Origin of the sequence: Streptomyces hokutonensis, assembly GCF_000376565.1 — a bacterium.
In the GTDB taxonomy this organism is placed as follows: domain Bacteria; phylum Actinomycetota; class Actinomycetes; order Streptomycetales; family Streptomycetaceae; genus Streptomyces; species Streptomyces hokutonensis.
In genome coordinates this window covers 1-14021 of sequence record NZ_BARG01000029.1, presented here as the reverse complement: position 1 = coordinate 14021, position 14021 = coordinate 1, and the positions used below count along the sequence as shown (strand labels likewise).

The 14021-nt window shown below is 71.0% G+C and carries 13 protein-coding genes; 2 read left to right on the top strand and 11 right to left on the bottom strand.

All coding sequences use genetic code 11. The annotated features are described in order from the left end of the window. The first annotated feature begins 9 nt into the window (after positions 1–9). Both SSP08S_RS16125 and SSP08S_RS16120 read left to right on the top strand, forming a co-directional pair. Positions 10–1008 carry an aldo/keto reductase gene (locus SSP08S_RS16125; protein ID WP_026178537.1) on the top strand — a complete coding sequence of 333 codons (999 nt, stop codon included), beginning with the start codon at positions 10–12 and terminating at the stop codon, positions 1006–1008. Positions 1009–1134: 126 nt separating this feature from the next. Continuing rightward, a complete protein-coding gene (locus tag SSP08S_RS16120; RefSeq protein ID WP_019068654.1) occupies positions 1135–2286 on the top strand; it encodes a PQQ-dependent sugar dehydrogenase in 1152 nt (383 codons plus the stop codon). On the opposite strand, the gene SSP08S_RS16115 is transcribed toward SSP08S_RS16120, so the two are convergent. The 11 genes from SSP08S_RS16115 to gatC form a co-directional block, all read right to left on the bottom strand. Further along, a complete protein-coding gene (locus SSP08S_RS16115; RefSeq protein WP_235029454.1) occupies positions 2243–2473 on the bottom strand; it encodes a DUF6191 domain-containing protein in 231 nt (76 codons plus the stop codon). The two genes, SSP08S_RS16120 and SSP08S_RS16115, sit on opposite strands and share 44 nt — an antisense overlap. 46 nt (positions 2474–2519) lie before the next feature. Beyond that, positions 2520–5612, bottom strand: a complete 3093-nt coding sequence (locus SSP08S_RS16110; protein ID WP_043259489.1) for a helix-turn-helix transcriptional regulator — start codon at positions 5610–5612, stop codon at positions 2520–2522. 101 nt (positions 5613–5713) lie between these two features. After that, entirely contained in the window at positions 5714–5899 is a 186-nt protein-coding gene (locus tag SSP08S_RS16105) for a hypothetical protein (protein ID WP_019068652.1), read from the bottom strand. Between the two features lie 198 nt (positions 5900–6097). Then, positions 6098–6739 carry a hypothetical protein gene (locus SSP08S_RS16100; protein ID WP_019068651.1) on the bottom strand — a complete coding sequence of 214 codons (642 nt, stop codon included), beginning with the start codon at positions 6737–6739 and terminating at the stop codon, positions 6098–6100. Positions 6740–6774: 35 nt separating this feature from the next. Beyond that, on the bottom strand, positions 6775–7350 hold the full coding sequence (locus tag SSP08S_RS16095) for a GNAT family N-acetyltransferase (RefSeq protein ID WP_019068650.1): 576 nt from the start codon (positions 7348–7350) through the stop codon (positions 6775–6777). After that, positions 7328–9571 carry an MMPL family transporter gene (locus SSP08S_RS16090; RefSeq protein WP_019068649.1) on the bottom strand — a complete coding sequence of 748 codons (2244 nt, stop codon included), beginning with the start codon at positions 9569–9571 and terminating at the stop codon, positions 7328–7330. Before SSP08S_RS16090 ends, SSP08S_RS16095 begins: the two co-directional genes overlap by 23 nt. A 206-nt stretch (positions 9572–9777) precedes the next feature. Then, the gene (locus SSP08S_RS16085) at positions 9778–10071 is read right to left on the bottom strand and encodes a hypothetical protein (protein WP_026178535.1); all 294 of its coding nucleotides are present in this window, start codon (positions 10069–10071) and stop codon (positions 9778–9780) included. Positions 10072–10270: 199 nt separating this feature from the next. Next, the gene (gatB, locus tag SSP08S_RS16080; RefSeq protein ID WP_019068647.1) at positions 10271–11785 is read right to left on the bottom strand and encodes an Asp-tRNA(Asn)/Glu-tRNA(Gln) amidotransferase subunit GatB; all 1515 of its coding nucleotides are present in this window, start codon (positions 11783–11785) and stop codon (positions 10271–10273) included. 15 nt (positions 11786–11800) lie between these two features. After that, positions 11801–12043, bottom strand: a complete 243-nt coding sequence (locus tag SSP08S_RS16075; protein ID WP_019068646.1) for a hypothetical protein — start codon at positions 12041–12043, stop codon at positions 11801–11803. Continuing rightward, entirely contained in the window at positions 12040–13542 is a 1503-nt protein-coding gene (gene gatA / locus SSP08S_RS16070) for an Asp-tRNA(Asn)/Glu-tRNA(Gln) amidotransferase subunit GatA (protein WP_019068645.1), read from the bottom strand. Before gatA ends, SSP08S_RS16075 begins: the two co-directional genes overlap by 4 nt. Positions 13543–13547: 5 nt before the next feature. Next, positions 13548–13844, bottom strand: coding sequence for an Asp-tRNA(Asn)/Glu-tRNA(Gln) amidotransferase subunit GatC (gatC, locus tag SSP08S_RS16065; protein WP_007384860.1), 297 nt, complete (start codon positions 13842–13844; stop codon positions 13548–13550). Between the last annotated feature and the right edge of the window lie 177 nt (positions 13845–14021).

Here is a 14021-nt window from a genome sequence, read left to right as displayed (position 1 = left end):
CACGAGCAGGTGGAGCGCAGGACGATCGGCGCGGGGGCGCTCTCGATGGGGGCCGTCGGGCTCGGCTGCATGCCGATGAACTGGGCCTACAGCGGGTCGCGGCAGCGGGGCGACGAGTCGGTCAGGGCCGTGCACCGGGCGCTCGATCTGGGCATGACGCTGCTGGACACCGCCGACATGTACGGCCCGTTCACCAACGAGCTTTTGCTGGGGCGGGTGTTGAAGGAACGGCGGCAGGACGCGTTCGTGTCGACCAAGGTCGGCCTGCTGGTCGGCGAACAGCACATCGTGGCCAACGGCCGCCCCGGCTATGTGAAACGCGCCTGCGACGCCTCGCTGCGCCGCCTCCAGACCGAGGTGATCGACCTCTACCAACTGCACCGCGCCGACCCCGAGGTCCCGGTCGAGGAGACCTGGGGCGCGATGGCGGATCTCGTACAGGCGGGAAAAGTAAGGGCGTTGGGGATGTGCGCGGTCGGCGCCCGCTCCGCACGCCGGCCCGGGGCGCGGCTGCATGACGGAACGATCCGCCAACTCCGGCGCGTACAGCAGGTGTTCCCGGTGACGGCCGTACAGGCCGAGCTGTCGGTGTGGTCGACGGAGGCGCTGGACGCGCTGCTGCCGTGGTGCGCGGCGCGCGGGGTCGGCTTTCTGGCCGCGATGCCGCTCGGCAACGGCTTCCTCACCGGCACCCTGACCCCGGGCGAGGGCTTCGAACCGGACGACGTGCGCGCCCGCCACCCCCGGTTCACCGCCGAGATGACCGCCGCGAACCAGCCGATCGTGGCCGGGCTGCGCAGGGTGGCCCGCCGCCACGGCCCCGAGGTCACCCCGGCCCAGGTGGCCCTGGCCTGGGTACTGGCGCAGGGCCCGCACGTGGTGCCGGTACCGGGCACCAAGCAGGAGCGCTGGGTGACGGAGAACGCGGGGGCGGCGGAACTACGCCTCACACCGGAGGACCTCACGGAGGTGGCGGAACTCCCGGCGGCACTGGGCTCCTGGGACTGACCGCCGAATGCGGAAGAGGGCTCGATCCTGCGTCGGTCGTCGATGATCGGGAACCCGTCCGGCGCGAGCGGTGTATGACAAGTAGAACCCGCCCGTCGAAGGGACCTGATCGTGCAACGTCGAGTCGTGCCGGCCGCCCTGGCCGTGACCGCACTCCTGCTGACGGCCGGCTGCTCCTCCGGCGGCGAGGACCCGCGCTACGGGACGCCCACGCCCTCGGGCAGCGCCAGTACGACCACGGGGTCGTCGTCCTCCGGACAGCCCGCCGCGCGGATCCCGCCCGCCAAGGGCACCGTGAAGGTGCTGCGCACGGTCACCGAGGGCCTGAAGACCCCCTGGGGCCTGGCTCCGCTGCCCGACGGGAACCTCCTCGTCTCCTCCCGCGACGACGGCACGATCGCCCTGATCACCGAGAAGACCGGCCGGAAGACCGAGCTGGGCACGGTCTCAGGGGTCTCCCCCGCGGGCGAGGGCGGCCTCCTCGGCATCGCGCTCTCCCCGGACTACGCCTCGGACCGCATGATCTACGCCTACTTCACCTCTGACTCGGACAACCGCATCGTCCGCATGCTGTACGACCCGAAGAAGCCGGCCGGTGAGCAGCTGGGCGCCCCGGACACGATCTTCAAGGGCATCCCCAAGGGCTATATCCACAACGGCGGCCGGATCGCCTTCGGCCCGGACGGCATGCTGTACGCGGGCACGGGCGAGAGCGGTCAGCGGGGTCTGGCGCAGGACAAGAAGTCCCTGGGCGGCAAGATCCTGCGGCTGACCCCGGAGGGCGACCCGGCACCGGGCAACCCGTTCGCGAACTCGCCGGTGTACACCTACGGCCACCGCAATGTGCAGGGCCTCGCCTGGGACTCCAAGCAGCGGCTGTTCGCCTCGGAGTTCGGCCAGGACACCTGGGACGAGCTGAACGCGATCACTCCGGGCGACGACTACGGCTGGCCGAACGCCGAAGGCAAAAGCAGCGACTCCAAGTACCACAACCCGATCACCCAGTGGCACACCGACGACGCCTCCCCCAGCGGTATCGCCTACGCCGAGGGCTCGATATGGATGGCGGGCCTGAAGGGGCAGCGCCTGTGGCGCATCCCGCTGGACGGCACAAAGGCTTCGGCCGCCCCGCAGGCCTTCCTCACCGGCGAGTACGGCCGCCTGCGCACGGTGGTCTCGGCGGGCGGCGGCAAACTGTGGCTGGTGACCAGCAACACGGACGGCCGCGGCACGCCTAAGTCGGGGGACGACCGGATTCTGGAGCTTCAGGTGTCGTAGCGGAGGGGTCGGAGTCGACGTCAGCTGTGGCCTCGGCTCCGGGCAGGCGGACGACGACCTTGCCGGACTCCAGGTCTATCGGCCCGCGTCCGGGGTCGCCGTCGGCGACGTCGACCCTGGTCATCTCCAGCCGGTTGCGCTCGTCCTCGGTGTGCTTGCGGCCCGGTGAGAACAGTTCCTCGAACATGTTGAACACGGCGCCTCCCCTGGCCCGGTCTCCTACAGCGTACGACTCATCCGGCCGAACGCACGGTGAGCGGGTCGGGCGGGAACAGCCCCAGCCGGTGGGCCACGGCCGCCGCCTCGCCCCGGCCGGAGACGCCGAGCTTGCCGAGGATGTTCGAGACGTGGACGCTCGCGGTCTTCGGGGAGATGAAGAGTTCCTCGGCGATCTGCCGGTTGGTGCGGCCGTCGGAGACCAGGCGCAGGACGTCGCGCTCCCGGCTGGTGAGGCCGAGCGCCTCCACGGGGTCGGCGGAGACGGCTCGCGGCGCCGGGACCCTGGTGAGCGTCAGCCGGGCCCGCTGGGCGAGCAGGACGACGGAGTCGGCGAGCGGGCGGGCGCCCAGGTGCTCGGCGACGGCTCCGGACAGCCGGAGGAGTTCGGTGGCGCGGTCGCGCCGGTCGTCACCGCTGCCGCCGTCGGTGTCGGTGCCGGTGTCGCCGCCGGTCCCGGACAGGAGCGCTTCGGCCAGGCGGTGGCGGACGCGGGCGAGGTCGTAGGGGCGGTCGAGGCGCTCGAAGGCGGCGACCGCCTCGGACCAGTCGTCCGGGGTGCAGCGGCCCTCGGCGCGCAGCAGTTCGGCGCGCAGCCAGCGCTCGTGGGCCTGCCAGACGGGGGCGTTGGTGGCGACCCGTTTCGCGGCCTCCCGGATGCGTTCGAGGATCTTGGGGCGGCCGGGGTCGGCGGCGAGCAGACCGATGGCCTGGGCCTCGGCGACGGCGGCGGCCACCAGCAGGGGCCAGGTCTCGAAGTGGGTGCCGGGCCGGAACCCGGAGTCCAGGGCCTGTTCGAGGGTGGCGCGGGCGTCGAGGAGGCGGCCCTCGGCGGCGGCGACCTGGATCTCGATCCGCTCCAGGGGCTGGTGGTGCTGGGGTGCGACGTCATGGATGCCGTAGTGCTCGCGGGCGGCGGCCAGTTGGCGGCGGGCCTCGGCCACCTCGCCCCGGGCGAGCGCGAGTTCGGCCCGAAGACGGGCGTGGAAGCCGCGGGGTTTGGAGCTCTGGCCCACCCGCTCGGCCTTGGTCGCGGCCTCGGCGGCCTCGTCCCAGCGGCCGAGGGTGAAGAGGGATTCGGCGAGGTTGCCCCAGATCCAGGCCTCCTTGTCGAACTGGCCGTACTTCTTGGCGAAGGCGAGTCCGGTCTCCAGGATCGGCACGGCCTCGCGGGAGCGGCCGACGGTTTCCAGGGAGGACGGAAGGTTCACATAACTGCGGCCCGCGACACTGGAGATGCCCTCGGCGACCGTCCGTTCGTTCACCTCGACCAGCTCGGCGAGGCCCGCCTCGACATCGCCGGAGGCGACCATGAGGCCGGCCAGGGTGAGGCGGGCGTCCATCTCGATCTCGCGGGCGCCCACCATGCGCGCGTACTCGACCGCGCGCTCGGCGGCCACATACGCCTCCGGTCCCGGAACGTGCACCATCGACCAGCCGGCGACCTTGGCCAGCACCTCCGCGTGCACCTCGGAGGGCGGCAGACCGCGCACCAGCTCCTGCGCGGAGGCGAGTTCCGACCAGCCGTCGCCGCGGCCCTGGTGCCGGATCAGGACGGACCGCTGCACCCAGAACCAGGCGGCCCGCAGCGGGTCCCCCTCCTCGTTGATGAGATGCAGGGCCCTCTTGGTGATCTTCAGCGCGCGCTCGCGCTCCCCGCTGAGCCGCCCGGCGACGGCTGCCTCCGCCATCAGGTCGAGGTAGTGCAGGGGTGTGGTCTCCGGGTCGCAGCCGCAGGCGGGATACACCTCGGCGTAGTCGACGGGCCGCAGACCGGCGCGTACCTCGTCGGGGACGGTGTCCCACAGCTCCATCGCCCGCTCCAGGAGCCGCAGTTGCTCGGAGTGGGCGTGGCGGCCGCGGGCCGCGACGGAGGCGTCCAGGACGGCGGGGAGGGCCTTGGCGGGGTCGTGGGCGTGGTACCAGTAGCTCGCCAGCCGCGTGACGCGCTGGTCGGCCGGGACGAGCGTCGGGTCGGCCTCCAGGGCTTCGGCGTAGCGGCGGTTGAGGCGGGAGCGCTCGCCGGGCAGCAGGTCGTCGCCGACCGCCTCGCGGACCAGGGAGTGGCGGAAGCGGTAGCCGTCGCCGCCGGGCGCGGCCTGGAGGATGTTGGCGCCGACGGCCGCCCGGAGTGCCTCGATGAGGTCGTCCTCGGCGAGCCTCGCGACGGCGGCGAGCAGGCGGTACTCGACGGTGGAGCCGCCCTCGGCGACGATCCGGGCGACCCGCTGGGCGCTCTCGGGCAGCGACTCGACCCGGACGAGGAGCAGGTCGCGCAGGGAGTCGGTGAGGCCGGTGCGGCAGCCGTCGTCGGCGGCGACGGCGAGTTCCTCGACGAAGAAGGCGTTGCCGTCGGAGCGCCGGAAGATCTCGTCGACCTGGGCCTGGTCGGGCTCGGCGGCGCGGATGCCCGCGATCTGGCGGGCCACCTCCTGCCGGTTGAAGCGGGCGAGCTCGATCCGGCGGACCGTGCGGAGCCGGTCGAGTTCGGCGAGCAGGGGGCGCAGCGGGTGGCGGCGGTGGATGTCGTCGGCGCGGTAGGTGGCGAGGACGAGGAGGCGGCCGGTGCGCAGGGTGCGGAACAGGTAGGCGAGGAGGTGGCGGGTGGAGGCGTCGGCCCAGTGCAGGTCCTCCAGGGCGACGACGACCGTGCGCTCGGCGGCTACTCGCTCCAGGAGGCGCGCGGTGAGTTCGAAGAGGCGGGCCATGCCCTCCTCGTCGCCGCGGCGGGCCCGGTGCGCGGTGGGGGTCTCCGCCAACTCGGGGAGCAGCCGGGCGAGTTCCTCCTCCTGGCCGGCGGCGGCCGTGGACAGTTCGGCGGGCAACTCGCGGCGCAGGGCGCGCAGGGCCGTGGAGAACGGGGCGAAGGGCAGGCCGTCCGCGCCGATCTCGACACAGCCACCGAGCGCGACGACCGCGCCCCGGCGGCAGGCGGCCGTGGCGAACTCCTCGACCAGCCTGGTCTTGCCGACGCCGGCCTCGCCGCCCAGCAGCAACGCCTGCGGCTCGCCCGCGGCAGCACGGGCGAGCGCGTCGTTCAGCGTGTCCAGTTCGTCGGCCCGGCCGACGAAGACCGGACTGACGGACCTGGTCTCCACGGTCCCGAGGATGTCACGCGGGTCTGACAACGCGGCACCCGTTTTCGGGAGGGCGGTCGCGGGGAGGAGCACCGCGGCGGGCGCCGTACGGCCGCCCTCCCGTTCCCGGCCGGTCACGAGGCGCGGGCGAACAGGTGCCTGCGCGGGCGTTCGGTATGCACCTCGCTCTCCACGGCCTGCCTGGCCTGCTCGCGGCGGGCGGCGCGGGCGCCGCGGACGGCCTCGCGGGCCAGCCGCTCGTTGGCGGCCTGCCGGCGGAGTTCGGCGGAACGGAGCTGGTGCATCTCGTACTCGTACATCTCAAGTCCCTTGGTAGAGGCGGTTTTTCCGGCTTCGCTCTCTGCGATGCCTCAACCTTCGTCTCCAAGGGGGGTCCGCCACATCGGGAGAGTTCCGCATCTTGCGGGGCCGGGCGGGCCTTAGACATGAGTAAGGGGCCTCAGGTCCTCCGTAAGGTGCTTACGGAGGACCTAAGACCCCTGGTGAACTGCGGTGACTCAGCTCGCGGACGGCATGGCCAGCAGGGCGTCGGTGTACTTGAGGACGGCCAGCAGCAGGCCTACGACGCCGAGCACGACGCCCGCCCAGGCGACCGACTTGATCCAGGTGGCCTGCGGCTTGCCCGGGGTGCCGAACGCGGGCCGGACGAGCGCGCCGACACCCACGAGGGCGGCCACGAGCGCGAAAAGACCGGCCCAGATCGCGGTGGCGTGCCAGGAGGTGCCGTAGACCTCCTTGATCTGGGTGGCCACGCTCGCGGTGGACGCGGTGTGGAGCTGGCCGTTGAGCTGCGCGCGGGCGCCGGCGAGGGTGCCGATCCAGCTTCCGGAGAGCGAGATGAAGCCGAGCGCGGCGGAGACCACGGCGGCGGCACCCTGGCCGACGCCGGTGGAGCTTTCCGGCTCCTCGAGGCCGAGCTTCGCGAGCTCGGCCGCGTACTCCTCCTCGGTGAGGTCGTCCTCGTCCTCGGAGGCCTCGGCCTCAGCCTCGGTGTCCGCAGCTTCCTGCTCGGTCACTTCCTCGTCGGTCTTGGTGACATCGGCCTTCGTCACATCGGTCTTGGTGACGTCGACGGTTTCCGCGTCGCTCTTCACCTCGGGGGCCTCGTTCGCGGCCTCGTCAACAGTCTTGGTACCCATGGTGCGCACGGTAGGGGTGGTTTCTGAGAAGTTCCTTAAAGATCGCTGTGCCGGGCACGCGCGCGTGCCTCGCGCCACTCGGGCGCGAGCACGGACCACACCTCTATGTCGTGCCGTACGCCCCCGTGGGGGTGTGCCGCGCGGAGGATGCCGTCCCTGGTCATGCCCATGCGGCGCGCAACATTCAGGCTCTTCTCATTGCCCGCGGCGGCATGCCATTCGACCCGGTGGACACCGCGCTGCTCGATCGCGAAATCGATGAGGATCCGGATCGCCCGGGTGATCAGCCCGCGCCCGGCGGCGGCGGGTTCCAGCCAGCAGCCGACCTCGCAGTTGCCCTGGTCGGCGTGGAAGTTGAGGAAGAGGACACCGCCGACGAGCTTGCCGTCCAGCCAGATGCCGTGCAGGGACGCGCTGTCGGCGGCGCGCAGGTCGGCGTAGCGCTGGAGCATCTCCCGAGTGGACTCGACGTCGGTCGCCTTCGAGCCGAAGGTGATGAAATGGCCGATGAACTCCCGGCCGCGGTCCAGGTGGGCGAGGAACTCCTCGGCGTGCCACACCTCCAGGGGACGCAGTTCGGCCCCGTCGTCACCCAGGGATATCGCGTACATCCCGCTCCCGCTCCTTCGCCAGTACGTCCGCCACCTCGGCGTCCGTCGCGGCAGCCAGCCTCTCATGGGCGGCGCGGCACTCGGGGGGCTCGATGCTGATGCGGGGCAGAACGCGGTCCAGGCGGCGGGGCAGCCACCAGTTGGCGCCGCCGAGCAGGTGCATGAGGGCCGGCACCAGGAGGGTGCGCAGGACGAACGCGTCCAGGGCGACGGCGGAGGCGAGCGCGATGCCGAACATGGCGATCACGCGGTCGCCGCTGAGCACGAAGGCGAGGAAGACCGAGATCATGATGACGGCGGCCGAGTTGATGACCCGGCTGGTCTCGGCGAGACCGACGCGGACGGCCCGGCGGTTGTCGCCGGTTTCCAGCCATTCTTCGTACATCCGGCTGACCAGGAAGACCTGGTAGTCCATCGAGAGCCCGAAGAGGACCGAGACCATGATCACGGGGAGGAAGGGTTCGATGGGTCCGGCCCGGCCGAGACCGAGGAACTCGCTCCCCCAGCCCCACTGGAAGATCACGACGACGACCCCGAAGGCGGCGGCCACGGCGGCGACGTTCATCGCGGCGGCCTTGAGCGGGATGCCGACGGACCGGAAGGCGAGCAGGAGCAGCACACAGCCGAGCGAGATCACGACCCCGACGAACAGAGGGAGTTTGCCGACGATGACGTCCGCGAAGTCGTCGTAGCTGGCCGTGACGCCACCCACGTGGATGTCGAGCGAGGTGCCCGTCTCGGCCCGGGGCAGTACCTCGGTGCGCAGCCGCTCGACGAGGTCGCTGGTCTTCTGGGACTGCGGTGCCGAGTCCGGTACGACGGTGAAGTAGCCGGTGGCGCCGCCGGCGTCGTAGGTCACCGGGGTCACGGAGGCGATGCCCTCGGTGGTGCGGAGGGTGGCGTCGAGGTTGTCGAGGGCGAGCTTGTCCTCGGCGCCGTCGATCTTGGTGACGAGGGTGAGCGGGCCGTTGACGCCTGGGCCGAAACCGTCCGCCAGGAGGTCGTAGGCCTGGCGGGTGGTCGATGTCTTCGGGTCGTTGCCCTGGTCGGAGGTGCCCAGGTGGAGCGAGAGCGTGGGCAGGGCGAGGACGGTGATGACGACCAGGGCGAGGGCGCCGAGGAGTTTGGGGTGGCGCTCGACGAACGCGGACCAGCGGGCGGCGAGGCCGGTGGGCAGCTCCGGCTGGGGCCCGTGCTCGGCCAGCCGGCGCCGTTCGCGGCGGCTGAGGGCCCGGGGGCCGATGAAGGACAGCAGGGCCGGGAGCAGGGTCACTGAGGCCGCGACGGTGAGCATCACGGTCAACGAGGCGGCTACGGCGACCCCGTTGAGGAAGCCGAGCCGCAGGATCAGCATCCCGAGGAGCGCGATGCACACCGTGGCGCCCGCGAAGACGACCGCGCGCCCGGTGGTGGCGACGGCGTTGGTGACGGCCTCGGTGACGGACAGTCCGCGTTTCAGCCCGCGCCGGTGCCGGGTCACGATGAACAGGGCGTAGTCGATGCCGACGCCGAGCCCGACCAGCATGCCGAGCATGGGCGCGAAGTCGGCGACGGTCATCGCGTGTCCGAGCAGCACGATCGCCGCGTAGGCGGTGCCGACGCTCACCAGGGCGGTGCCGATGGGCAGCAGCGAGGCGGCGAGCGAACCGAAGGCGAGGAACAGCACGAGGGCGGCGACGGCCACCCCGACGATCTCGGCGGTGTGCCCGCTCGACGACTCGGTGAGCCCGATGGCGCTGCCGCCCAGCTCGACCTGGAGCCCGTCGGTCCCGGCGGCCTTCGCGGCGCGGACGACCGCCTGCGCCTGGGACTTGTCGATGTCCTCGGCCTGGTGCGCGAAGGTGACGGTGGCGTAGGCGGTCCGCCCGTCGGCGCTGATCCGGCCGGTGCCCTGACCGTCGTACGGGCTGACCACGGAGGCGACTCCGGGGAGGCTCGCGATCTTGTCCAGGGCGCCGGTCATGGTCTGTTCGACGTCGGCGGCGCGGACGGAGCCGGGCGAGGTGCGCCAGACGACGGTGTCGCTGTCGCCGCCGAGGCCCGGGAAGCTCTCTTTGAGCAGTTGGGTCGCACGGCCCGACTCGGTGCCGGGGGCCTCGTAGTCGTTCGAGTACGCCGAGCCGGTGACGGCAGCGGCAGCGGTGACCCCGCCGAACGCGAGGAGCCACAGCAGGACGGCGGCGAGGCGGTGCCGAACACACCAGCGGGCAAGGGCTGCCACGAACGTGCTCCCGGGGATGGCGAATTGTGGATCTTTGACCGGGAAACATCGTCCGAAAGATGAACAGCCCGCAAAGAACGCATGAGCAATACGCGGCCCACTCTCGCAGCCGAAAGTGATCGTTCATGACGTTCGAGGGCTTCAGCACCGGAGTGGGAGCCAGATCACAGGACAGTAACGACGACTCTGTCACCCCGGAAGGCGCCTCAGTCGAACTGGTCCCCCAGCGCCATCACCATCGCGCCGACGACCAGCAGCCACAACGCCCGTCTGGTACGGCCACGGGAGCCGAGCACCGACGCGAGCGCGCACAGCGCGGCACCCACGGCGTACGCGGCCGGGACGAGCACCGGTTCGGAACCGCCGGCCCGGAGCGCCGCCGCCGCCACACCGGCCAGCGCCAGCACGGCGCCGGTCAGGGCAGCCGTCCAGCGGGCCCGCCGCGCGTCCAGTGCGGGATCGTCGAAGTCCGGTGTCTCGGAATCTCCGCGTCCGTCCATGGCGGGCGAGAGTAGCGCGTCCTCCTGAGAGACCTCGCGCTCCTGAGAGACCTCGTGCACGGCCAACCGACGTCCTCCAGAATCTCGTTGCTCTCCCACAGGAAGCTACGCAGAACCGGAGGGGCCCGTTCACCGAACATCCCCGGGGGACGCATCTCAGCCGATGCGTCCCCCGGGGATGTCGATTTCCTACGGCGTCTCAGCCCTCGCTGACGCCCAGCTGCTCAAGGATGAGCTCCTTGACGCGGGCCGCGTCGGCCTGGCCTCGGGTGGCCTTCATGACCGCGCCGACCAGGGCACCGGCCGCGGCCACCTTGCCGCCGCGGATCTTGTCGGCGATGCCCGGGTTGCCGGCGATGGCCTCCTGGACGGCGGTGGTGAGGGCGCCCTCGTCGGAGACGACCTTCAGACCGCGCTTCTCGACGACCTCGTCCGGAGTGCCCTCGCCGGCGAGAACGCCCTCGATGACCTGGCGGGCCAGCTTGTCGTTCAGCTCACCTGCGGTCACCAGCGCGGTGACCCGGGCGACCTGCTCGGGCGTGATGGGCAGTTCGTCGAGCGCCTTGCCCGACTCGTTGGCGCTGCGCGCCAGTTCGCCCATCCACCACTTGCGGGCGGAGGCCGCGTCGGCACCGGCGTCGATCGTCGCGACGATCGGGTCGATGGCACCGGCGTTGAGGATCGACTGCATGTCGAACGCGGTGATCCCCCACTCCTCGGTCAGCCGGTTGCGGCGGGCCAGCGGCTGCTCGGGCAGCCCGGCGCGGATCTCCTCGACCCACTCGCGCGAGGGGGCGACCGGCACCAGGTCGGGCTCCGGGAAGTACCGGTAGTCCTCCGCCTCCTCCTTCACGCGGCCCGAGGTCGTCGACCCGGTGTCCTCGTGGAAGTGGCGGGTCTCCTGGATGATCGTGCCGCCGGCGTTCAGCACCGCGGCGTGGCGCTGGATCTCGTAGCGGGCTGCACGCTCCACGGAGCGCAGCGAGTTGACGTTCTTGGTCTCACTCCGCGTGCCGAACTTCTCGCGGCCGTGCGGGCGCAGCGACAGGTTCACGTCGCAGCGCATCTGCCCCTGCTCCATGCGCGCCTCGGACACACCGAGGGCCCGGATCAGCTCGCGCAGCTCGGCGACGTAGGCCTTGGCGACCTCGGGAGCGCGCTCGCCCGCACCCTCGATCGGCTTGGTGACGATCTCGATGAGCGGGATGCCGGCGCGGTTGTAGTCGAGCAGCGAGTGCGAGGCGCCGTGGATACGGCCCGTCGCGCCGCCGACGTGCAGCGACTTGCCGGTGTCCTCCTCCATGTGGGCGCGCTCGATCTGCACCCGGAAGGTCTCGCCGTCCTCCAACTGGACGTCCAGATAGCCGTTGAAGGCGATCGGCTCGTCGTACTGGGAGGTCTGGAAGTTCTTCGGCATGTCCGGATAGAAGTAGTTCTTCCGGGCGAAGCGGCACCACTCGGCGATCTCGCAGTTCAGCGCGAGGCCGATCTTGATCGCGGACTCGACGCCGATCGCGTTGACGACCGGGAGCGCGCCGGGCATGCCGAGGCAGGTCGGGCAGGTCTGCGAGTTGGGCTCGGCACCCAGTTCGGTCGAACAGCCGCAGAACATCTTGGTCTTGGTGCCGAGTTCGACATGGACCTCGAGGCCCATGACGGGGTCGTACGACGCGAGAGCGTCCTCGTACGACTCCAGGTCGGTCGTGGTGGTCACGGTGAACTTTCCCTCTCAGCCCAGCAGGACGTCGTCGTCGCCCAGCCGCTTCAGCTCGCGGTACAGGATGGCGAGGCCGGTGACGATCGCGACGGCGGAGACCGTGGCGTCGATCAGACGGAGCGTGTCGTGCTCGGTGCGCGCCTTCTTGATCTGCTTGGCGACACCCAGCGCGCCGAACGCGGTGGTGGCGATGGACACATACGTGCCGGACTTGGACTTCTTGAAGCCCTTGGCCTTCGACAGTGCGTTGCTCACAGCGACGGTGCCTCCTCAAGCAGCGGGTGCCCCCACTTTTCCACGAAGGCGGCCTCGACGGCGGCGCCGACCTTGTAAAGGCGGTCGTCCTTCAGCGCCGGGGCGATGATCTGCAGCCCGACCGGCAGACCGTCCTCCGGTGCGAGACCGCAGGGCAGCGACATGGCCGAGTTGCCCGCCAGGTTGGTCGGGATGGTGCACAGGTCCGCGAGGTACATCGCCATCGGGTCGTCGGCACGCTCACCGATCGGGAAGGCGGTGGTCGGCGTCGTCGGCGACACGATCACGTCGACGCTCTCGAACGACTTCTCGAAGTCGCGGGTGATGAGCGTACGGACCTTCTGCGCGCTGCCGTAGTAGGCGTCGTAGTACCCAGAACTCAGCGCGTACGTCCCGAGCATGATCCGGCGCTTCACCTCGGGGCCGAAGCCCGCCTCACGGGTGAGGGAGGTGACCTCCTCGGCGGAGTGCGTGCCGTCGTCGCCGGTACGGAGGCCGTAGCGCAGACCGTCGAAGCGGGCGAGGTTGCTCGAACACTCACTCGGCGCGATCAGGTAGTACGCCGACAGGGCGAGGTCGAAGGACGGGCAGTCCAACTCGACGATCTCGGCGCCCAGTTCCTTGAGAACCTCTACGGCCTCGTCGAAGCGCTGGATGACACCGGCCTGGTAGCCCTCGCCGCGGAACTGCTTGACGACGCCGACGCGCATGCCGGCGACGCTGCCGTTCCGGGCGGCCTCGACGACCGGCGGGACGGGCGCGTCGATCGAGGTCGAGTCCAGCGGGTCGTGCCCGGCGATGACCTCGTGCAGCAGCGCCGCGTCCAGGACCGTACGGGCGCACGGGCCGCCCTGGTCGAGGGAGCTGGAGAAGGCGACCATGCCGTAGCGGGAGACGGCCCCGTACGTCGGCTTGACGCCGACCGTGCCGGTGACGGCGGCCGGCTGACGGATGGAACCGCCGGTGTCGGTGCCGATGGCCAGGGGCGCCTGGAAGGAGGCGAGGGCGGCGGAGGAACCGCCACCGGAGCCGCCGGGGATCTTGGTGAGGTCCCAGGGGTTGCCGGTGGGCCCGTACGCACTGTTCTCGGTGCTGGATCCCATGGCGAACTCGTCCATGTTGGTCTTGCCGAGGATGACGACGTCGGCGGCCTTCAGCCGCTTGGTGACGGTCGCGTCGTACGGCGGGATCCAGCCCTCGAGGATCTTCGAGCCGACGGTCGTCGGAATGCCCTCGGTGGTGAAGATGTCCTTGAGCGCGAGCGGAACGCCGGCGAGCGGCCCCAACTCCTCGCCCCTGGCCCGCTTCTCGTCGACGGCGCGGGCCTGCGCGAGGGCACCCTCACGGTCGACGTGCAGGAAGGCGTGCACCTTCGCGTCGACCTCCTCGATCCGGGCGAGGTGGGCCTCGGTGACCTCCACGGCCGTGAGCACGCCGGACGCGATGTTCGCGGCGGTCTCGGCGGCGGTGAGCCGAATGATGCTGCTGTGGTCCGTCATGGTGATTAGTCCTCCCCCAGGATCTGCGGCACCTTGAAACGCTGCTGCTCCTGGGCCGGGGCGCCGGAGAGCGCCTGCTCGGGGGTGAGCGAGGGACGGACCTCGTCCGCGCGCATGACGTTCGTCAGCGGCAGCGGGTGAGAGGTCGGCGGTACGTCTTGGTCGGCGACCTCACTGACGCGGGCGACCGCGCCGATGATGTCGTCCAGCTGTCCCGCGAAGTGCTCGAGCTCTTCGGGCTTCAGCTCCAGACGCGCCAGCCGGGCGAGGTGGGCGACCTCCTCGCGCGTGATGCCAGGCATGCAGCGTTCCTCTGGGGTGAGTGTGTGTGGTTTGGGGCCAATCCTATGGGGCGGGGGGCCGTAGCCGTTAAACGGTTTCGACCGCCCGCTTCACAGCAGGCGTGAGGTGAGCTGCCTAGGGGCGCGGGGCTGTGTCGATTTACGGCTCCGCCACGCAGGCGCGCCCACAGCTACCGA